The sequence below is a fragment of the Paenibacillus silagei genome, from assembly GCF_017874735.1.
Lineage (GTDB): Bacteria > Bacillota > Bacilli > Paenibacillales > Paenibacillaceae > Paenibacillus_AQ > Paenibacillus_AQ silagei.
This window is the reverse complement of the sequence record NZ_JAGGLV010000042.1, coordinates 15,010-35,320: the sequence shown is the minus strand read 5'-3', so window position 1 is coordinate 35,320 and position 20,311 is coordinate 15,010. Positions and strand designations below refer to the sequence as shown.

At 51.1% G+C, this 20,311-nt stretch carries 17 protein-coding genes; 6 read left to right on the top strand and 11 right to left on the bottom strand.

Annotation, left to right across the window (positions count from 1 at the left end):
- Positions 1-155: 155 nt before the first annotated feature.
- Positions 156-4,052 carry a galactose-binding domain-containing protein gene (locus tag J2Z70_RS32480; protein ID WP_245368704.1) on the bottom strand — a complete coding sequence of 1,299 codons (3,897 nt, stop codon included), beginning with the start codon at positions 4,050-4,052 and terminating at the stop codon, positions 156-158.
- Between the two features lie 241 nt (positions 4,053-4,293).
- Between J2Z70_RS32480 and J2Z70_RS32475 the strand changes: the two genes are divergently transcribed.
- Positions 4,294-5,376, top strand: a complete 1,083-nt coding sequence (locus J2Z70_RS32475) for a nucleotidyltransferase domain-containing protein (RefSeq protein WP_209879844.1) — start codon at positions 4,294-4,296, stop codon at positions 5,374-5,376.
- A gap of 53 nt (positions 5,377-5,429) precedes the next feature.
- On the opposite strand, the gene J2Z70_RS32470 is transcribed toward J2Z70_RS32475, so the two are convergent.
- The 3 genes from J2Z70_RS32470 to J2Z70_RS32460 all read right to left on the bottom strand — a co-directional run bounded on the left by J2Z70_RS32470 (position 5,430) and on the right by J2Z70_RS32460 (position 9,601).
- Entirely contained in the window at positions 5,430-7,133 is a 1,704-nt protein-coding gene (locus tag J2Z70_RS32470) for a methyl-accepting chemotaxis protein (RefSeq protein ID WP_209879840.1), read from the bottom strand.
- Positions 7,134-7,299: 166 nt separating this feature from the next.
- Complete coding sequence (locus J2Z70_RS32465) at positions 7,300-7,998, bottom strand: Crp/Fnr family transcriptional regulator (RefSeq protein ID WP_209879837.1); 699 nt, start codon at positions 7,996-7,998, stop codon at positions 7,300-7,302.
- 64 nt (positions 7,999-8,062) lie between these two features.
- A complete protein-coding gene (locus J2Z70_RS32460; RefSeq protein WP_209879834.1) occupies positions 8,063-9,601 on the bottom strand; it encodes a DUF4153 domain-containing protein in 1,539 nt (512 codons plus the stop codon).
- Between the two features lie 123 nt (positions 9,602-9,724).
- Here J2Z70_RS32460 and J2Z70_RS32455 point away from each other — a divergent pair, with 123 nt between their 5' ends.
- Positions 9,725-11,401, top strand: a complete 1,677-nt coding sequence (locus tag J2Z70_RS32455) for an ABC transporter substrate-binding protein (RefSeq protein ID WP_209879831.1) — start codon at positions 9,725-9,727, stop codon at positions 11,399-11,401.
- A 62-nt stretch (positions 11,402-11,463) separates the two neighbouring features.
- On the opposite strand, the gene J2Z70_RS32450 is transcribed toward J2Z70_RS32455, so the two are convergent.
- The 3 genes from J2Z70_RS32450 to J2Z70_RS32440 form a co-directional block, all read right to left on the bottom strand.
- On the bottom strand, positions 11,464-11,955 hold the full coding sequence (locus J2Z70_RS32450) for a DinB family protein (RefSeq protein ID WP_209879828.1): 492 nt from the start codon (positions 11,953-11,955) through the stop codon (positions 11,464-11,466).
- A 408-nt stretch (positions 11,956-12,363) separates the two neighbouring features.
- Positions 12,364-13,209, bottom strand: a complete 846-nt coding sequence (locus J2Z70_RS32445) for a DUF1835 domain-containing protein (protein ID WP_209879825.1) — start codon at positions 13,207-13,209, stop codon at positions 12,364-12,366.
- 38 nt (positions 13,210-13,247) lie between these two features.
- Positions 13,248-14,078 (bottom strand): copper amine oxidase N-terminal domain-containing protein, encoded by an 831-nt coding sequence (locus J2Z70_RS32440; RefSeq protein WP_209879822.1) that lies wholly within the window; start codon positions 14,076-14,078, stop codon positions 13,248-13,250.
- A gap of 228 nt (positions 14,079-14,306) precedes the next feature.
- Between J2Z70_RS32440 and J2Z70_RS32435 the strand changes: the two genes are divergently transcribed.
- The 4 genes from J2Z70_RS32435 to J2Z70_RS32420 all read left to right on the top strand — a co-directional run bounded on the left by J2Z70_RS32435 (position 14,307) and on the right by J2Z70_RS32420 (position 16,354).
- Complete coding sequence (locus tag J2Z70_RS32435; RefSeq protein ID WP_209879819.1) at positions 14,307-14,633, top strand: hypothetical protein; 327 nt, start codon at positions 14,307-14,309, stop codon at positions 14,631-14,633.
- Between the two features lie 2 nt (positions 14,634-14,635).
- Positions 14,636-15,031 (top strand): hypothetical protein, encoded by a 396-nt coding sequence (locus J2Z70_RS32430; RefSeq protein WP_209879816.1) that lies wholly within the window; start codon positions 14,636-14,638, stop codon positions 15,029-15,031.
- On the top strand, positions 15,021-15,176 hold the full coding sequence (locus J2Z70_RS32425) for a hypothetical protein (RefSeq protein ID WP_209879813.1): 156 nt from the start codon (positions 15,021-15,023) through the stop codon (positions 15,174-15,176). The genes J2Z70_RS32430 and J2Z70_RS32425 overlap by 11 nt, the downstream gene beginning before the upstream one ends.
- Before the next feature lie 272 nt (positions 15,177-15,448).
- Positions 15,449-16,354 carry an AraC family transcriptional regulator gene (locus J2Z70_RS32420; protein WP_209879811.1) on the top strand — a complete coding sequence of 302 codons (906 nt, stop codon included), beginning with the start codon at positions 15,449-15,451 and terminating at the stop codon, positions 16,352-16,354.
- Positions 16,355-16,425: 71 nt separating this feature from the next.
- Here J2Z70_RS32420 and J2Z70_RS32415 read toward each other — a convergent pair whose 3' ends face one another.
- The 4 genes from J2Z70_RS32415 to J2Z70_RS32400 form a co-directional block, all read right to left on the bottom strand.
- On the bottom strand, positions 16,426-17,610 hold the full coding sequence (locus J2Z70_RS32415) for an MFS transporter (protein ID WP_209879808.1): 1,185 nt from the start codon (positions 17,608-17,610) through the stop codon (positions 16,426-16,428).
- Between the two features lie 142 nt (positions 17,611-17,752).
- The gene (locus J2Z70_RS32410) at positions 17,753-18,055 is read right to left on the bottom strand and encodes an ArsR/SmtB family transcription factor (RefSeq protein WP_209879806.1); all 303 of its coding nucleotides are present in this window, start codon (positions 18,053-18,055) and stop codon (positions 17,753-17,755) included.
- Between the two features lie 540 nt (positions 18,056-18,595).
- Positions 18,596-19,420: a carbohydrate ABC transporter permease gene (locus tag J2Z70_RS32405; RefSeq protein ID WP_209879804.1), complete on the bottom strand. Its 825-nt coding sequence runs from the start codon at positions 19,418-19,420 to the stop codon at positions 18,596-18,598.
- Entirely contained in the window at positions 19,413-20,309 is an 897-nt protein-coding gene (locus J2Z70_RS32400; RefSeq protein ID WP_209879802.1) for a carbohydrate ABC transporter permease, read from the bottom strand. The genes J2Z70_RS32405 and J2Z70_RS32400 overlap by 8 nt, the downstream gene beginning before the upstream one ends.
- Between the last annotated feature and the right edge of the window lie 2 nt (positions 20,310-20,311).

Sequence of the window (20,311 nt, the reverse complement as noted above, 5' to 3'; positions counted from 1 at the left end):
CCTTTGATTTAATTCTTTTATTGTAACGAGAAAAAGAGACATTCTTTGTGTCGAATGTCTCTTTCAGTTCTTTATGGACTTTTTCAGTGGCCTCGGACACACGGGCGGCGGTTTTTTTGTGTGCGCTGCTTCATAGAAGGCGTTGCTTCGTTCCCCTACGGATTCACCGTTATCGTGAACGTGGAGGTTGTGTTTTTGATCGGCGTTACCGTGTTCAGGATCTTCAGGTTGTTGAAGACCACGCTGCCCACCGCCGGCCCTTGGCCGGGCTCCGGCAATTCATTAGCCCAGATACCGACACCGGACTTGGCATCGAAAGCATCTCCGCTCTTGAGGGCACCGGAAATCGTAATGTTCGAGAAGATCGTATCGGCTACGGGGAACTGCGGCGTAGAGCCGGAATAGTTCGTCTGGAACATAATTCCGTGATAGGTCGGGTCGATGATGTCCACATCGCTGACCCGGATGCCCTGGAACACCTTGGAAGCGGAGAATACCCAGATGGCCGGGAAGGTCTGTGCGCCCCAGAAATGTCCGCCTGAGCGGACGACGGAGATATTCTGGAAGTTCGTCGTCGGTGATGCCCCGAAGCCGTTCATCGGATAACCGAAGTCCAGCGAGCTGATCGTAATGCCGGAGTAGCAAAGAGTATCCGCAATATAGATGTTGCGGAAGGTATTCGCATACCCTCCGTAGACGGCAAGACCGGCTGCCCGCCAGGTCAGAATGGACGTTAGATTCTCATAGACATTGTCCTTCATGTCGGAGCCGCCGGAATCGATCGCCGAGAACAAGGCGAAGCTGTCATCTCCGGTTGCCCGCGCCTCGATGTTAGACACGAGATTGTTCGTGCTGCCGTTGGTCATATTGATGCCGTCGGCAAAGGTATTGCGGATGCGCGAGTTTTTAATGACCATATAATCGGTATTCGCGCCCCAGTACATACATACCTGATGCTCCGTCCAGATGTTGTCGATCGTTATGTTCGCCACATTGGAGAAGTCGAACACCTTGCCGGGGCCGTCAATCCGTGAAGTATAGTTGCCGAAGTAAGCAAACCCCGAGAAGGTTGAGCCATTCGCTGAATCCGTCGCCCGGAAGCCGATGTCTGTATTCGACTGGTTGAGCGGAGCGTAGAACCGGGTATACCACGGTCCGGCTCCGATGATCTTCACTGCCTTGCCGTAGACCTGGAATTTATTCGAGGTCTCATAATTTCCGGCAGGAAGATAGACACCCGCAAGATTACCCGTTGTATCCATACGGACCTTATCCAGCGCATTCTGCACATCCTGATGCGTGAATCCAAGCGGAACGGTATACTTGGACGGGTCAGGATTGGCTATTGGCGATACCTGCTCCAAGCTCACGAAGTCTATCGCATATTGCGAAGTGTTGGCTGCATCCTTCTGCAGCCGGATCGTGCTGCCTGCCGGAATCGTGCTGTCGAACATGATATTCGCTTCGTCATAGATGTGACGCGGGGCTCCGGCACTCGGCGAATTGCCGGGACTGGCCTCCGAGCCATACAGCCAGGCGTATTTGGAGGTCAAGGTAATGGCCTTGTTGAACACTCCATTGACGTAGATGTTGAGTGTAGCTGTAGTGCCGTCACCGCCCGGAGCATCGGGAATAGAGAACCGGGTAACCAAGGTATTCGTGCTGGCTTTGGTCGTGAATTCAACATAGCTGCCTGTGGTATTCAGCGTAACGGCCCGTCTGCCTGAAGCTTCACCGGCCAGATCGCCGATATTCCGGTTCGGTGCCAGCTTGACAGCTCCGCCGCCGATCACTCCATCTTCTGCCTCATACATATCGTAAGGCATATTGGCTCCGCGTCCGATGTAGAGCGACTGGTTCTGGATGTTGTTGGCCCGCTTTACCGCCAGTTCGTTGCCATCCACGGCAATTTCTGTTTTGACATTATATTTTCCGTTCACTGCCGTCCAGGTCCCAAGAGCCACAGGGGCCGTAGTACTTCCGGCAGCAATGACACCATTATAGGAGCCAGTCAACGTTCTGAGGACTGCGCCTGTCGTAGCATCGGTCAAGGTCAGCGTAATGTTGTGCGCACCGCTGGCTGAAGCCGCCGTCCCCTGATTCTTAATGGCTACCGAGAAGCTGACCGTGTTGCCTGCTGCCGGGTTGCCGGGAGACCAGCTTACCGGAGAAGCAATCAGATCCGAGCTGGATACCGGATTCACAGTAAGGCCCGTAGGATGGGCATAGCTGTTATTGCCCTCATTCAGCTCAATGACATTGTTGTTCTCGTCAACCTTGGCGCTTACCGTATAGGTTCCGGCATCCTTCGCTCCGAGGCTGAAGGATACATTCGCGGAAGCTCCTGCGGCGAGCGCACCCACCGGTGCTGTCCCGGCAAGGGTGGTGCCGACATAGAAGCTGACTGTGGTTGCGGCCGAAGCCGCTGAGCCGATATTCTTGACGCTGGTACTCAGCGTGAGGGCATCGGTCTCTACCGGAGCGGACGGACTCCATGACATTCCGGTTACCGTCAGGTCAGGATTCGCCGCCGGTGTGCCGATAATCTGAAGCTCGGCTACCTGTCCGGCGCCTGAACCGGAATTCGCCGTAATTCTCAGCTGCAGCTCACTGACTGTAGCGGTCACCGGAATGGTCACTGAATTGCCGCTGGCCGGATTAAACGTATACTCTGCCGCAGGTACCAGACTGGTGAACGTTCCTGTGGACTGGTTATGTCCCAGCACCTGGATCGTCTGGGTACGGGTTGACCAGGCAGCTGCCGGATTGAGCTTCACGACCACCGAGGTGACATTGGCATTCGCGCCGAGGCTGACGGTCAGCGTATTCGGATAGCTGCCGCCCGCACCTTCCCAGTAGGTAGTGACATCTCCATCATTGGCATTGGAGGGGACGAAGGTAAAGATAGAAGAAGAAGCATGGATAGCCTTGCCGACCGCCAGATTCGAGCCGGGACCCGTGCTCGGGGTGGCCGTTGGCGTGATCGTCGGAGCCGGAGTCGCCGTTGGGGCTACAGTAGGTGTAGCCGTCGGTGCAACGGTCGGCGCAATCGTTGGAGCTACGGTTGGCGTAGCCGTTGGGGCTGCGGTCGGCACAGCCGTCGGAGCTGGCGTAGCCGTTGCCGTCGGCGTCGAGGAAGCGCTCAGCACAAGCTGATCCAGATTCACATTGCCGGAGTCAGACGCATCATATTTGTAAGCAATGGTGTTGGTTCCGGCGTTCAAGGCAAGAATCTCTGCCTGTGTCGACCAGGTATCCCAATTCGAGAGATTGGCAAGCGAGGTCTGCTTGACCTTCGTTCCGTTCACGTAGATACTGAGGGTCTTGGTACTCCCGGACGCATTGGCATACCGCAGGGCTGCGCTGTAATTCCCTGCCGCCTGAGCCGTTACCGTGAAGGTTGTGGCTGCTCCCTGCGTCAGGTAGCCATCTACGAAGGCAGAACCGGTATAGCCGCTGTGATCGGTATTCGTCTTGGCCCCGCCGGATAAGGCAGCGGCCTCCGCTTCATAGGTTCCGGGTGGCGAGGCCGTGGTGCCGTACACCTCAAACTCCGACAGCTGCGCTGCGGGCCAGCCGGTGTTGCCCGTGAAGTTGATTTTGACATACCGGGCGGTTGCAGCTGTGAAGTTGATGGTGACGGAGTTCGCACTGCCCGGATTGAAGGCATACCCCGCAGACGCCGCCAGATTGCTGTAAGACGCATCATCCGTACTGCCTTGCACAGACAGCGTTTGTGTTCTGGCTTCCCAGCCCGCAGGCAGCTTCAGTACAACCTGATTCACACTGCTGCTGGCACCCAGATCCACCTTGATCCATTGCGGAAAAGCATTGCTGGCACTCTCCCAGTACGTACCCTGGTTACCGTCATTAGCATTCGCTGCTACATACACATCACCGACTGAGCTTGCGTTGATCGTCTTGCCCTGAGCCAGATTGCCTGCCGCTGCCCCCACTGCCGGAAATAACGCGAGCTGTCCCACACATAACACAAGCATCAGACCGTACATCAGGAATGTCCTTGCTACCGAAGACCTAGTTCTGCTGATCATTTGACAACCACCTCCCATAGATTATGGTGCCACCTTCGAGTATGCGCTTTCATAAAACAAATTATGGTAATAATATAAGATAGAGCCTGGCTCAGGTCGATGGCGTATTCTATGAAAAGTATGTGCGTACATACGGAGCGCTCAGGGAGAGAATGGACCTAACTGAAGTCGGCATACCCGCGGACGGCAGATCCTTTTACAATGAATACAACAACAAGCCACAGCGCAGGAGGAATCAGCTATGAATGAAAGCACCAGGCAGGAGCTATTATCCAAAAACGAAAAATTGATCAACATGGTGATCGAGCGGGCCAAACGGGATTATCCAGAGGAGATTGCGGTGATCGGGCTTACGGGCTCTTGCCGTACCGGGGATTATCATGAGAAAAGCGACCTGGATCTGATCATCATCAATAATAACAACCAAGGCTGGGGCATCTCGTCCTGCTTCATTCTGGGGGATGTCGGTTATGATATCTACTGCACTCCTTGGGAGACCCGGATCGAAGAACAGGCCGCTCTTGAAAGTCCGATGATCTCCTCTCTAATAGATTTGCAGGTGCTCTACTATGCCAAGCCTGAGGATCTGGAGAAGCTTAGGGTCTATCAGCAACGGGCGCTGGATGCTCTGGCGAAGCCCATGGGACGCGATTCTCTGGAACGGGCGAAGAAGTGGATCGATCTGGCCAAGCAGGAATATGCGAACATTTGTCTTACAGAGGATAAGGGAGCCGTAAGGCTGGCTTCAGCGGAGTTGGTCTACAATCTGGTGAACGCTTTGACGCATATGAACAATACTTATCTGAAAAGAGGGCTGAAAAGATACCTGGAGGACACCGCAGCTTACCGCTACCTCCCTGAGAATTATGAGACGATCTATATGAATGTGATCTGCGCGACGACGACGGACGAGATCCGAAGTACCTCCGGCATTCTGCTCAAAAGTATCCTCGATCTGTACAGCACCCTGTATCAGAAATATGTGGAACAGCCTGTTCCTACCTATGATAATCTGGCGGGCACCTATGAGGAATTATGGTGCAACTACCGCAACAAGATCATTGCCAGCGCTGAAAGTAAGGATGCTTCTTACGCCTTCTACGCCGCCATGGGAGCGCAGGGTCTGCTGGATGAAATGACTGAGTCGCGGGGAACCCGGAAGTTCGAACTCATGCAGTATTTTGATGCAAGTAATCTGGATCTGTTCAAGGACCGGTTCCTCCTGGCAATGGATGACTATCTGGAGGAATATCAGCGGGTCGGGCGGCAGCCCCAGCGTTACGATACTTGTGAAGAGCTGTACCGGCAATATATGAAAAAGTAACAGATAAGCAAGATCAAGCCCCCTACCTTCGTTCAGGTTGGGGGCTCGCCTAATTATACATTGAAACGTGCTACCAGACCTTGCAGACCTTGCGCCAGCATGCTGAGGGCACTGGCAGAAGAGGCGATCTGTTCCACTGAAGCCATCTGCTCTTGCGATGCAGCGGATACTTGCTGTGTACTTGCCGCTGTAGTCTCCGAGATATGCGTAACGTTACGGATAGAGTCTACAATCTCCTCCGTCGCTGCCGTGATTTCTTCTACCGCTCCGGATACCTCCTGAACCTGTCCCGCTAGTGAATCAATCGAATGGCGGATGGCATTGAAGGACTGCCCGGCCTCTTCTATGATCCGGGTTCCCCCCAGCACTTCGTTCATGCTGTTCTTCATCACCTTCACTGCATGATCTGCATCGGCCTGGATTCCGGTTGCCATTTCAGCAATCTGATTGGCGGAATCTGCGGACTGCTCAGCCAGTCTGCGCACTTGATCGGCTACCACAGCAAAGCCTCTGCCGTGTTCTCCGGCCCGGGCCGCTTCGATGGTCGCATTCAGTGCCAGCATATTCGTCTCCGAGGCGATCCCCTTGATCACACTGACAATGCTGCTAATGTCCTGTGAACGCTTCACGAAGCCCATAACCTTTTCCGATAAGGACTGAATGGATTCGTTGATGGATTCCATCTGCCGGACGGCAGATTGCAGGGATTGATCCCCGACAACGGCATAATCTGCAGAACGCAGGGAAGCTTCCGAGATATCCTGTACACTGGCAGCAATCAGCTGAATTCCGTCCGACATTTCAATAATGGTGTTCATGTTAGTCTGCAGGTCATTCATCTGCATGCCCGTACCACTTGCGACCTCACCCATAATCCCGGAGATCTTCTCGGTCGTTTCGGCGGTCAATCCGCTATCTGAGGTCAGCTTCACTGAAGAAGCCGCCAGACCGTTCGCGGATAGCTTCACCTGGGTGATCATCGTTGCCAGATTATCGGTCATTGTATTGAAATTCCGGGCCAGCTCACCGATCTCATCCTTCGTCTGCACACTAAGCTTGCGGGTTAGATCGGCATCGCCGTCGGCAATCTCCTGAAGCTGCCTGTTGACATCCTTCACCGGCTTCAGTATCCGTGCAGACAATACGAATGCGATCAACAGAGCCAGTACCACCGATAATCCCGTCACCCCCATGCTGGTAATCATAGAGGAGCTGCGGTGGGTTGCCGCCTGACTCTGTTCCTTCATAATTTCATCATGCAGCATCGTCTCGAACACCAGCTGTGAATCGATGATCGTCGTAAGGGAGAGGCTTGTGAACGACTTCTGCGCTTGCGGGAAGTTCCCTTCCTTAGCCAAGGCAAAAGCCTGCTCCAGCACCGTCAGATAATTGTCCCATTCTCCCTCCAGATTCTGAATTCCCGCAAGCTCCGCTTCATTCAGACCGGCTCCCTTAAGCTCTTCGACTGAGGCTGTAATCTCTGGTATCTTGGCTTCATAGGCGGTCAGATTGGCTGTTCGCTCCTCCGTGGTATTACTCATCACATACCTTGCGGCCAGACCGTCCGCCGTCCGGATATCATCGGTTAATTTCTGTACCATCGACAGCTTGCTGTAATTGCGGTTGATCTGCTCTGTAAGCATGGTTACCTTAGCCTGAAATATAGTACTGCCGAATATAGCGAGAATGAACACGATAATAACAGCGGCGAAACCAAACATGATTTTGGCCCGGATTCCTCTAAGTCTGTTGAACATGATAACTACCTCCACTCGATATGTAAGCTCTACTGTGTAACCTCTATGTATCGTACATCTTCATTCTTAAATGAAACTGAAATACGCTGCCGGGAGCACAAAAAAACCTCCACCCCTGCCAAAAGCAGGAATGGAGGTTCTATGAATTACGTCCCTTAATTCCGGTTCAATCATACAGGTTCCCGTTCGCAAGCATTGCCAGCCGCTCCTCATCCCGCACAATCAGCCGGCCGTTCCTGCGTTCAATAATCCCATCTTCAATCAGGCGGCGCACTACCCGGTTCAGATGCCGGTAGCTGGTGCCGAGCAGATCGGCGGTCTCTGTCAGCGTGGAGGTGCGAATCTCTTCAACGCGCTGGGCGCCAGTGTTGTCCGCGAACAGCGACATCAGATAGCTGGCGAACCGGTTCTCCACCGGATAGAGCACATTCATGGCTGAGGTCTGGCCGAGCGTGTACATTTTGTGGCTCAGCTCTCCGACCAGGAAACGCAGCAGCGCTGTATTGTCTTCAATCTCCCGGAGCAGCAGCTTCCTTCCGGCGACAAGCAGCAGGCTGTCCCCTACGGAGACCACCTCATTCTTGACGGGATACTGGCGCAGCAGCTCCACATCCCCGATCACTGACATCGGCCGGGCGAACCGGACCAGCATCGACTTGCCGTTAGGCAGCAGCGTATGAATCTTCAGCTTGCCCTGCATCAGGAAAAACATATGCTCCAGCCGGTCGCCCACCGAGCAGACTGCCTCCCCTCCGCCGTAACGCCGAAGCTCCATCTGTGCAATGGCGCTGCTGCTGAACATGGCTGTGAGACCATTCTGCTCGGTAAGGCTTCGAACCGCCTCCGGATTTATAATCGATTGCATGCGCTTCTTCTCTCCTTGTGTCATTTCTGCTGAAATTACTGTATCACAAGTCTGAGGCCGGAAGCTATTTCTGTATTACTTCTCCTGCAAAATACTCCGCAAGCGCTCTGCGCTCCCGGTGATTCGCCAGATTGAATGATGTCCAGCTCTGCTTAGGCTGAGTACGGTAAGACAGTCTGCTGCGCAGCGCCTCGTCCAGAATCCCCTTCTCCTGCTTGCTGAATTCGATCAGCTCTGGAACCACATCTGCGGAGAGTCCGGCCAGGTAACCGGCATCCAGTGTGCCGCTTGCTTCATAACGCTGGATATTCTGCTGCGCAATGATATGATCCATCCCAATATAGTTCATCAGCACGTAGGAGAGCAGGCCGAGCACGATGTAACATTTTAGAAGCGGGAAGGGTTCCCGGCTAATCCGCACGGCCGCCAGCACCAGCAGCAATCCGAGGAAGATCATGAAGGCATGCACCAGGAACCGGATGTAGGTGTAACCGTACGCCTCTTCATATAGAGTCAGCCGCGAGTACGCAGAATACAGCATGACCATGGAGCATAACACCAGAATATACAGCAGGAGCTGAATGACCCGCTTCAGAATTCCGCCCGCTTTACGCACTGCCAGCAAGGACAACAGCAAGATCGCGAAGTTAATGGATGTGACCAGAATCAGCTCCAGAAAACCGCTCCGCGCATAGTCCGCATACGTACTGTTCTCCGGCAGAATCCCGTCCCAGGCCCCGAACAGATACGAGAACTGGACACTCACAAACAGCATGTACACCGCATTGATTGCAGTCAGCACGGTAGTGATAATGACCGGGTCATCAAGACCGATACCGTCATCCCCAGCTTCAGCTGCTTCCAGCTTCTGTCCCATCGCATCAAACTCACTGACCAGAGGAGTGCGGATATAAGATTTACTCTGTACGAACCCCCAGACGAAGCCGAACATGAAGAGCCCGAGCAGCAGAACCCACAGACCCCGGAAGATCCAGTCCCCCAGTGAAATATTGTCAAAAATCCTCGGGAGTGCTTCCAGCAGCTGACTGAACACTCCGTCCGCCGTAGAGAGCAGCGAGATCACAATCAGCAGCAGCGGGACGGAAATCAGCAGACCGATCAGCACCCGCATCAATACCTGCTTGCGTTCATTCGGTATCCCGCCTTTGCCCCGGCGCAGCAGCCTCAATGCCGTGGCCCAGTTGCGCAGACTTTGCGGGAACAGATGCTCAAGCGCTGCGCCGATCAGTGCGAGTCCGCTCCAGGCGGGCTTGCGGTAACTAAGCATATACGTCATATGTAATAGAATGAGCACCGGAATAACAACGATATTAAGTGCAAAGAAAAACCAGTTGCCGAACAGCATATAGGTCAGGGACAACAGAAATATGGACACCATCCAAACATAGCTGAACCAGGTCTGCTTGCGCAGCTGCTCCTTGGCGAAATAGAGCATAAAAGCATAAAATAAGACCACAAAAATCGGGTATGAGATCCCTGGCATTTTGCCGTAGAACAGGTACTGATGCACAATCGCAAGCAGAAATGCGGCCAGTAAGGCTACACGCCCAAGCCCCGGTTTGGATACCGTTTGTTCGTCCATGGTAAATTCCCCCATCTTTTTACTGTCATATCCTGATTCTAGCTGATAAAATAAGAAGAAAAAGAGAAATATAATATTATTAATTTCCTATTTTATAAATTAGGCAGGAGGAGAATGTCCCAAATGAAGCTGCACAGTCAATTCCTGAAGCTGCATTCGCAGCATGGAGGTCCTGCCGAGATCTCTGTCACCCTTGACGAGCTGGCCTTGACCCTTGGCTGTACCCACCGCAATGCACTGCATGTGATCCGCAAAATGGCCGATCTCGGCTGGATCACCTGGACCCCCAGCCGGGGACGGGGGCGGCGCTCCAAGCTGGTGTTCCTCGCGGCGGCCGAGGACATTGCCCTGGAATCCATGAAGCAGGCCATAAGCAGCAAGGATATCAGCAGTGCCCTGGAGGGCATCCGCGGACATGCCCGCACCTCATCGCTGCAGGACACACTGCAAGGCTGGCTGCTGGCTTACTTCGGGCATCATGCCGAGGTGCACAGCGACAAGCGGATCGATACGCTGCGGCTGCCGGTCACCCAGCAGCTCCATACCTTCGATCCGCTCTATATGAATTTGCTGGCGGAGTCGTTTGTCTCGAGCCATGTTTTTGACGGGCTGGTCGGCCGCAGCGGTGAACGCGGCAAGGTGATCCCCGGCCTGGCCCATGCCTGGGAGATAGACGGGAGCCGGACGGCCTGGACTTTTCATCTGCGCAAGGAGGTCTTGTTCCATCATGGCAAGGTACTGACCGCCGAGGATGTCGTCTACTCGTTCGAACGGATGATGTCTACCTCGCAGCGCATGCTGTACAGCTATATTGTCAAAGAGATTCATGCAGTCCAGGCCTTGAATGCCTCTACTGTCCGCATCCTGTTGAAGAAGCCGAATGAGCTCTTCCTTCCCTTCCTCTGCACCAGCCGGGCGGCGATTGTGCCCCGCGATCTGGAGTCCATTGGAGAGAATCTGTTTGGACGCAGGCCGGCGGGCACCGGTCCGTTCAAGGTCGTAGAGATGAATGAGGATATCTGTGTGCTGGAGGTGTTCCCTTATTATTTTCAGGGGCGGGCCCATCTGGACCGTGTAGAGATTATCTATGTCCCATGGAGCCTTGACCGGGAGCCCTCAGAGACCGGCTCTGCCTTCCATGTCATACCGAATCCGTCAACAGCGGGCGCAGACTCTCTAAGCAGAATCCACTCCGAGTCCTATGTCCGCAAATTCGTAACCTGCAACACGAAGAAAAAGGGACCGCTAAGCGATCCCCTTCTCCGTGCCGAACTGCTGTCCTGTCTGCATGAAGCGCCGAGAGTGCCCTTCCGGCATTTCGCAGCGCCTCCGGCTGAAGTCTTGCAGATTGCCACAATCCCGCAGTACGCCGGGGATGCCGAATACATCGCCGCAAGACTAACGCAGCATGGATATTCCTGCAAGGTGTTATCCGTGTCGCCGGAGGAATTCAAAGGTCCGATCCGCCTGAAGTCCGACCTGATCGTCTTCTCGCTGCTCCGTGACCAGGATGAGCAGCTCCGGCTGTACGACCTGTACCTGACCCTCTCGCAGCATATCGAGCCACGCACCCGTGCGGGTATTGAGGGCAGGCTGCGCCAGATCTCGCGGGAGCCTGACGCCGCCGTTCGGGCGGAAGGCTTCCGGGTGATCGAGGATACTCTAACCCGTGACCACCAGCTGCATATTCTGTACGAACGGCCTGCCGAGACCGCCTATCTGCCCTCTGTGCGCGGGGTGACCTTCAACAGCCAGGGCTGGGTCGATCTGCGCCATCTGTGGTTTCCGCCGGAGCTGTAGATATGAAGTAGAAGTTCGGGGGAGGCTGCAGCTCCAGACTATATTAAGACCCGCAGCCTCCTTTATTCTGTACCGGGTAAATACGTATCCAGACCTCTGCGCACCAAATTAGGCGAGACTGGCTTCCGGCCGAGTTCCCTGGACCAGATGGAGAGCTGGCCGATGTGATGAATCTCATGCGCGGCAACATGGCGCATCACTTCGCCCCATCTATGCTGGGTAACCTGCCCATCCAGCCGATCCTCCCTTAGAATCCTCCGTTCCAATCCCTCATTCCAGGCCACTATAAAGGACTCCACCTCCGGCCGGAAGCGTGCATCCACCTCTCTGATTTTCTGCAAAGTATTATACTCCGTGAAGTCTAAACGGATATCCGGCTTACCTTCCATATCCCGGACCCAGCTTAATTCCACATCCACTATATGCACCAGCGTCTGCAGGATTCCGCCCACCCCGCCAATGCGTGTCTTCACCAGTTCTTCTTCCGGCAGCTCCTCACACCATTGATACCATTCCTCGCGGACCTGCCAGTTATAACGAAATAAGGTTTGCATGGTTGTCCTCCTTAGATTTGAACTCAAAGCTTGGTCGTCGCTGCGGTGAACATTTGGACTGCTGGCCGCTGTTGCTGATTAAACCGCTGCTATATAAAATGCACTTAAGATCTGAACTCCAAGCATGGTCGTCGCTGCGGTGAACATTTGGCCCTCCGGCCGCTGTTGTGTTTGGATTTCCAGATTATAGCCGCTCCTCGCGGTAGAAATCCAAACACAAAGGCGGACGCTATCGCTCCTACAGTTCCAAATTTCCCCTCCGCTTCTTTTTGCTTTTTGTTAAATGCTTTAGTGCTTCTTATAAAGCGGAAAATCCCGTGACATAGCGGGTGCTATCGCCCCCAGAGTTCCAAATTTTCTCTAAGATTCTTTTGCTTTTTGTTAAATTCTTTAGTGCTTCTATATACCTTACCCTTTCCTGCGCCGGATGCTATAAAATCTCATCGCTGTGGGAACACCCTTGATCTCCAGCACCCCGCTGTAGATCAACTCTCTCACCCTATGCTCGAAATAAGCATCCCCAAAATACTGGTCACAATATCCGATCGCTTCTCCGACCAGCCGGGCTGATTTCAGAAATCCATCATCCCCTGGCGGCGGCTGAAGCGAGTCCAGCTTCTCCAGCAGATAGCTGTCGTAGTAATCAGCGGGCACCTCCAGCACAGTATCCTCATGCCAGATTCGCAGGACGCCGGACTGCCTGGTGATCTCCTTCCATTCCTGAGACAGCCGCGCAATATCCACGGCAGTTAGACTGCTGCCGTCATTAATCCGCAGAAGCGCTTCCCTAAGCTTGTCTGACGGAATCTCACAGGAATGATAGTAATTTATATAAGCATCCGGCCGATTGAACAGTTCCTCACAGATTGCGCAGGCATCACGCACTATGATCTCGTTCGGTCTGTTCCCCAACAGATGAGCAATAAGACGCAGCCCGGTCTGCTCGCAAGCATTGCCACTGGTCCAGATTATAATCTTAGCCTGCTCAGGAATCTGCTCCAGGTTGTCGAGCAGCTCCGTATACTCTTCTTCACAATCATATGAGACATTATAGTTTTCCGTTATATTTTGGCGGAACCAGTCGCTGCGCAGTTTCCTCCCTACTGGCGTATCCAACTGCTCCAGCGGACCTATAGCATAATTCTCCCGCAGGATAATCAGCTTATGCGTATCCGTCCAACCAAATTCTTTAAGCACCTGCTTCACACTGCCTCCGAAGGAGTCGCCGCAGAGGATGTGAATATGAGTGTCCATCAATCGAATTCACCTCTGTTTCAAAATCGAAATTGAAATTAATTTCCGGAACGGTCGAGCAGGCGCCCTTTTACAAGTAAATAAGCTGGAGTACTCGGTGTTTCGGTTTTAACGGTAACCTCAATCGTTCCATCCTTACGAACAGCTGGTCTTTCCCGCTTCTGCGCCGGAAACTGAATCAATTGATCATCATAAAGTATATACGCTGCTACATCCGCCGCTCCTTCAGAAACATCCTTACCTGTTATATTCTTCGCCTTTACCGTAAAGCTGCCTTTTTCAGGATCAAAGGTGTAAGAAACTGGCCGGAACGCATCATCGCTAATAATCTTCCCCGGCGGGGAAGTGAAGGGACCTTGCTCAATGTCCTCTAAAGAATACTTGATCATATCCGTCTGCATCAAGGTTTCACCCGTCAGCGTGTAGAGCTGATTCGACTGATCCCATTTGCTCACAATGCCCAGACGTCCGGCCAGCACACTGACCGGGATGAACATCGAATTCTGCTCCATCACCGGAACCGTATCCATTGACCCGGCAACTCCGTTAACCGAAATAGATTTGGAACCAATTGTGAACTTAACTGTTACACTATCCTTTTCGATGGCAGCCGTTCTAGCCTTGGCATCATAGCTGACCTTCGCCCCCATCAGCTCGCTAATGGAGCGAAGCGGGATCATCGTCCGGTAGTTGGCATCCACATATGGCGCCTTCGGTGCCGTATAGAGCACATAATAATCGTTGATTTTCAGAAGCGCAGGGTATTTCTTAGCCGCTGCCTCTACCTTTCCCGGATTCACACCCGTCAACATGGCGAAGCTCAACCCCGCAGCCAGTAAGGCTGTCAACACTTTTTTACCTGTCTTCATCCCAAACATCCTCTCTTTTCCTCTATTTCATATTTTTCTATCATCTTTCTTATTACTCCAAATTCCCACATCAGTTGCGCCTCTCTACTAAAATCTAACAACCGGCACAGGGATGCAGTGTCATTTTCGTGACATGCCTTTTCTCAGCTTGAACACGTAAAAGCCGTTTGAATACTGACTTGATATATTTATAATTAGAGTGAAGTTATTGCAAAGGAGATTATTATTATGAGCTATGATATTCATATTACAAGAGCAAATCATTGGACAGAGAGTACGGAAAACCCCATTTCACTTGACGAGTTAAAGGATATATTTTTGAATAAAAATGATTTCGAGTATTCGAATATTTTCACAACATCTGGCCCATTTCAAATATCAATAAGTGGTGATTTTTTCATATGGAAGGTTGATGAAGTAACGGTTCCTTTTCGTTATTCTAATGGTAGACTTACAGTTTCCGGAGCCGATGAAGGCAATGTGATTGATAAGATGAAGGAGATTGCAATTGAACTTAATGCCAAAGTACAAGGGGATGAAGGAGAATTATACTAAAAATGACCAGAATTTATAAGCCGCTCAATGATCTCTCCAGCGAGGAGATAAAGGACCGTCTAAAAAGAAATGACACCGCTGATCTTCTGACGCTCCCTCTTTCTGTCGGTGAATACCATTCGAACTGGAAGTTCGCTCAAGATATTTGTGCCCGGCTCTCTAACCATGAATCAGCTGCTGTTCGGGCTAATGCGGTTTTGGGATTCGCATATATTGCAAGGACAAAGGGACAATTAGAGAAACACATCGTTAAACCCATTGTTCTGAGAGAGCTCCGCGAAAACAAAGAGTATGAATGGAGAATTCGCGATTCTATTGAGGATATTAATTTATTCATGAAGTGGAACATCGGAAATAGAATTATTTACGAATGCAGAGATGAACACATTGGCTATTAATACAAAGGGAAGAAGAAAGTTCGTTCATGGCGAAAAGAGTTACTTCTGGTATGTCAAAGAAGATGATGAAGACTACGGACGGATCAAACTATTTATTGTTTCGGAAGATAAAAAATTTAATGTTTCCTATGAAGTTGTGGGATGACAACGTTATAACGCCGGGCCCTGTGAAAACTATAATTGAATGGAGCCTGAAGGATAAAGAAAATCTCAATTTCGTGGATTGGGAGGAGTGGCGGAAGGGATGTTTGGAACTGTAGGAGCCGCAGCGTCCGAAAGTCCAAACGATCCCTGGTGCCACGACTATTCCCAAAGTAAAGCGGCTCCAGCTCAGATGACCACCTGACAATATGCTGCATGGATAATCAGGCTACGATTACTACCGGATGATATGCTTCTTACGAAAGGAGGGATTGCGTGGAGTGGCTGGAGCGAATGAACCGGGCGATCAGCTATATTGAAGATAACCTGGAACAAGACATTGACTACGATCAAATCGCTAAAATCGCCTTATGTTCGGTTTACCAGTTTCAACGTATGTTTTCATTTGTACTTGATGTCCCGTTATCCGAATATATCAGGCGCAGAAGACTGACGCTGGCTGCGTTTGATCTAAAGGACAGAAAGAACACTGTAATGGACATTGCCTTGAAGTACAGGTATGAATCACCGGAAGCCTTCTCCCGTGCATTTCACAATCTGCATGGAATGACGCCTACATTGGCGCGCAATGCCGGAAGTGAGTTAAGAGCCTATCCGCGCATCTCCTTTCAAATCATCTTAAAGGGAGTGACCGGAATGAATTACCGGATGGAGAAACGGGATGCTTTTCAAGTGTATGGACTGGAGGATATCTACCACTACGACACTATTGCGAATGAAGCGGGCGTAACGATCCCGGAGGTTTGGCAAAATATCTGCAAGAATGGTGAGTTCGAACGTTTAGCCCAATCAGTAAGCGGGGCTTGGAGAGACGAAGGCAATTTCAGCAAGGAACTTGGAGCAGTCTTTGCCTTCGATGCCTACACCTTCACCAGCAACACGACCTTCCCTTATCTAATCGGGTGCTACAGAGCGCCAGGCAGCCAGGTGAACGGATACACTGTCGTTGATGTTCCCGCGTCTACGTGGGCCGTGTTCTCAACACTCCATGACGGGAACGGCAGCGGCAAATACGATTTGCAGTCATTGAAGAACCGGATCTTCTCGGAATGGCTGCCAACCTCAACCTATACGATTCTGGACGGCGGTAATTTCGAGATGTATGGTACTAGCGCAGACGGCTATGAATATTGTGAGCTCTGGTATAGAGTCGGGGAATAGGATGAAAAAAGCGGTGCCCGGAAAAACCGGCCACCGCTTTTTTGTCACCAGAAGTATAAGGTTAGTAACATTCACTGGTTTTGAACTAAATGTTGAACATTCATCTCTGATTTAGAATTCATTCTATATAAAATGAGCGTAGCGATCATAGCAATCGCAACCCCAGCAGCACCAATCCATGTTATAGATGTAAGCGAGGCCGTTCCAATGGCTACTCCACCTATACCAGCACCCGCTGCCATAGCAAGCTGCATCATAGACTGATTAAGACCAAGCATCACACCTGAGGCTTCGGGTTCAATTGTCGTTAAATGATATTGCTGCGTTGGACCAGATGACCATGCGGAGAAGGACCACAACAATAACACAACCATTACACCAATGAGTGTATTCGTTACTAAAGACAATAGGATCAGCATTACAATATGAAGTATCAATCCGCTGAATAAGGTTCGGTTAACCCCCCAACGGTCCGTGCTGAAGCCACCGATTTTGGAGCCTATCATGCTGGCTATTCCAAATATAAGCAGAGCGCCGCTGAGATATTTATCACTTATGCCCGATACTTCAAGCAGATACGGTGAAAGATACGTATATGCTACCGAATATCCGCCAAGCCAGAAGAAGGTAATCGAGAGTCCCAATGCGACCTTAGGCTTTTGTAGCAAACGTAATTGTTGCCGTAATGGAATAGGTTCATCTCCCTTAACACGCGGGATAGCGAAAGAAAGTATAATCATTGCGAGAATCCCTAAAAGGGCAATACCCCCGAACACAGATTTCCAGCCAAGCGTATCCGCTGCGATGCGCCCAAGAGGAACGCCAATGATTAAGGATGCTGTAAAGCCCATTACGACCGTTGCAATCGCGCTTGCTTGTTTACCCTCAGGGGCAATTTTCGCTGCAATGTTTAAGGCGGTAACAACCACTATCCCTGCGCCTATGGCCATAATGATACGGGCAACTACAAACAATCCATACCCGGGCAAAAGAACGGCGAGAGTGTTAGATACCACAAACAAGCCTAGACCCATCATGATTAATTTCCGTCTGTCTATACCTGCGGTTACAGCCATAAGAATAGGAGTAAATATAGCGTAGACTAGCGAAAAAATCGTAATTAATTGCCCGGCGGCAGCAACTGACACACCAAGAGAAAGGGATACCTTATCTAGAATGCCAGACAGAATATACTCAGACGTCCCCACCAAAAAACTAACAATGGCTAAAATATACACTTTCCAGCTAACAGACATAGAATGATACAACTCCTTTAATTATTTTAAATGTACAATTATCGAATTGTCGATATGATATTAAAAAGACATATCGCGAATTGTCGAATCATAATGCCAAGATAAAGCTGAATTCTGTGTAAAGAACTCAGTTTCATCTCTCTTACATCTCACTCATCGTGTACTGAGCTAACTGACGTATGGCTTCCTCGTCTCTCTGATAGTAAGTAAATTTGCCTATACGTTTTGTGGTGATCAATCCTGCCCGCTGCAACATCGTAAGATATTGAGAAGCCGTGGACTGAGTCATGTTCAGCTTGTCGGTTATTTGACTTACACAAACCCCGATCTCCTCCATATCCACTCCTTCATGGGGTTTAAAATGAACGTATGGCTCTTTGAGCCAATGTAAGATCTGTAACCTGGATTCATTCGATAAAGCCTTAAATACATCAATTGGATTCATAATTTTTATTATATCGATGATTTGCGATATGTCAATATAGGAGCCTTAATAGGAGCCTTAAGTTAATGTGTGATGCTGCGTTCGAAGCCAACCTTCAGTGATAGTTGCATTCTGTACACTTAAAAACCGCATAAAGACAGGCTTCCTCCTTCTAACTGTAGTCTGTACAACTAAATCTGCCCAAAAGCTTGCGAACCCCGATATATAGACAGTTTAGTTGCACGAAATACAGCTAAACGGACAATCTAGGTTATATCAGGCGAAATAGATGTACAGAATGCAATTAAGCATATCCCCTTGCCCTTGCCTTTATCCTTTCCCCTCTGCCCTACTCCCACAGCTAGTGAACTTGGTTCTCCCCCCATTTGGGAGGAGTGGCGGAGGGGATGTTTGGAACTGTAGGAGCGGAGCGTCCGCCTTTAGATTTGGATTTCTACCGCAGACTGCGGTTTAAATCAGGAAATCCAAATCTAACAGCGGCCGAAAGTCCAAACAATCCCTGGAGCCACGACTATTCCCAAACTCCCGGAGTGTCTAAGTTTACTTCACCGACCCAATCATCCCCGCCACAAACTGCTTCTGCATCACGAAGAACACCAGCGCAGTAGGAATCGTGCCGATTACAATCGCGATCATAATCATCCCGTAATCAGGGGCGTAGCCTGAGCCGAGAGTGGAGATGAGCAGCGGCATGGTCTTGGTCTGCGGGGTCTGCAATACGATCAGCGGCCAGAGATAGTTATTCCAGCTCGACATGAACGTGATGATCGCTCCGGCAGCGTAAGTCGTCTTCATGGTCGGCAGGTAGATGCGCAGGAAGATGCCCAGCTCGCTCAGCCCATCCATCCGCCCGGCCTCCAGCAGCTCCTTCGGGAACATTTTGGTGCTCTGGCGAAAGAAGAAGATCAGGAATGCGGTAGTCACGGTAGGCAGAATGACCGAGGTCATCGTATCGATGCCCATCCAAGGGAAGACGTTCGAGATCTGCCCGAACATCCGGTACAGCGGGATCATCAGCGCGGCGAACGGAATCATCATCGACAGCAGCAGAATGTTGAATACAATATCCTTCGAGCGGCTGCGGAAGACCTCAAAGCCGTAACCGGCCAGCGAGGCAATCAGCAGCGCCAGCAGCGTGGTGGTTATGGAGATTTTCGCTGAATTCATCAGGGATAACTGCAGGTCCGTAGTGTCCAGCAGCTTGCGCAGATTCTCCAGCAGATGGGTGCCCGGCAGCAGACGCCCGCGGGTGACATCCACCGACTGGTTCGTCGAGCTGACGACCATCCACAGGAATGGAAAAATTGAGACAATGGCCGCGATGCTCAGGAACAGATACATGAAGAAACGTTTACTTTTAGCCATTTTTATCACCTGCCACTTTGAACTGGATGACCGACAGCAGTGCGATCATAATGACAATCGAATACGATACGGTGGCTGCATAGCCGAAGTCTGCTGCATATTTGAATGACAAATTGTAGATGTACTGGGAGATTGTCTGGGTCGCGTTGCCCGGGCCTCCCTTCGTAATATTCATGACCTCGTCGAACAATTGCAGAGTCCCGATCGTTGAGGTAATCGAGGTGAACAGGATGATCGGCTTCAGCAGCGGGACCGTAATTCCGAAGAACTGGCGGGAAGAAGATGCCCCGTCAATTTTGGCGGCCTCGTAGATGGAGTGATCGATATTTTGCAGGGCCGACAGGTAAAAAATCATATTGTAACCCGTCCAGCGCCAAGTAATCGCTAGGATAATGGTGATTTTGGCCCAGAACGGATCGGTGATCCATTCAATCGGGGCACTGACCAGATGGAGCTTCAGCAGCATCGTATTCACCAGGCCATTGCCGGAGAACAAATACTTGAATACTACAGAATACGCAACCAGTGAAGTGACACAGGGCAGGAAGATCGCCGTCCGGAAAAACCCCTTAAATCTCAGCTTGCTGTCATTCAGCAGCACCGAGATAAACAGCGCGAGGATGATCATCAGCGGCACTTGAACCAGCAGATAGATGAAGGTGTTCTTAACCGATACAATAAATGTCTTGTCAGACAGAAGCCGTGAATAGTTATCGAAGCCGGTAAACGTAAGATTGCTGCCCGTTCCCGTCTGGAACGACAGAATGAGTGCCTGAAGCATCGGATAGAAATAGAAGACGAAGATCAGAATAACCGCAAGCAGGACGAAGGACCATCCGGTCAACACGCTTTTGGTGCGGAATCTTAGTTTGGAATTAGTTTGATGCACAG

Bases quoted from the DNA above. Each gene is read 5' to 3' on its own strand.
- J2Z70_RS32460 (WP_209879834.1), bottom strand. From the start codon at position 9,601: ATGGACGAACAAACGGTATCCAAACCGGGGCTTGGGCGTGTAGCCTTA.
- J2Z70_RS32435 (WP_209879819.1), top strand. From the start codon at position 14,307: ATGAGCTATGATATTCATATTACAAGAGCAAATCATTGGACAGAGAGT.
- J2Z70_RS32450 (WP_209879828.1), bottom strand. From the start codon at position 11,955: ATGCAAACCTTATTTCGTTATAACTGGCAGGTCCGCGAGGAATGGTAT.
- J2Z70_RS32445 (WP_209879825.1), bottom strand. From the start codon at position 13,209: ATGGACACTCATATTCACATCCTCTGCGGCGACTCCTTCGGAGGCAGT.
- J2Z70_RS32415 (WP_209879808.1), bottom strand. From the start codon at position 17,610: ATGTCTGTTAGCTGGAAAGTGTATATTTTAGCCATTGTTAGTTTTTTG.
- J2Z70_RS32430 (WP_209879816.1), top strand. From the start codon at position 14,636: ATGACCAGAATTTATAAGCCGCTCAATGATCTCTCCAGCGAGGAGATA.
- J2Z70_RS32405 (WP_209879804.1), bottom strand. From the start codon at position 19,420: ATGGCTAAAAGTAAACGTTTCTTCATGTATCTGTTCCTGAGCATCGCG.
- J2Z70_RS32455 (WP_209879831.1), top strand. From the start codon at position 9,725: ATGAAGCTGCACAGTCAATTCCTGAAGCTGCATTCGCAGCATGGAGGT.
- J2Z70_RS32465 (WP_209879837.1), bottom strand. From the start codon at position 7,998: ATGCAATCGATTATAAATCCGGAGGCGGTTCGAAGCCTTACCGAGCAG.
- J2Z70_RS32475 (WP_209879844.1), top strand. From the start codon at position 4,294: ATGAATGAAAGCACCAGGCAGGAGCTATTATCCAAAAACGAAAAATTG.
- J2Z70_RS32410 (WP_209879806.1), bottom strand. From the start codon at position 18,055: ATGAATCCAATTGATGTATTTAAGGCTTTATCGAATGAATCCAGGTTA.
- J2Z70_RS32480 (WP_245368704.1), bottom strand. From the start codon at position 4,052: ATGATCAGCAGAACTAGGTCTTCGGTAGCAAGGACATTCCTGATGTAC.
- J2Z70_RS32470 (WP_209879840.1), bottom strand. From the start codon at position 7,133: ATGTTCAACAGACTTAGAGGAATCCGGGCCAAAATCATGTTTGGTTTC.
- J2Z70_RS32440 (WP_209879822.1), bottom strand. From the start codon at position 14,078: ATGAAGACAGGTAAAAAAGTGTTGACAGCCTTACTGGCTGCGGGGTTG.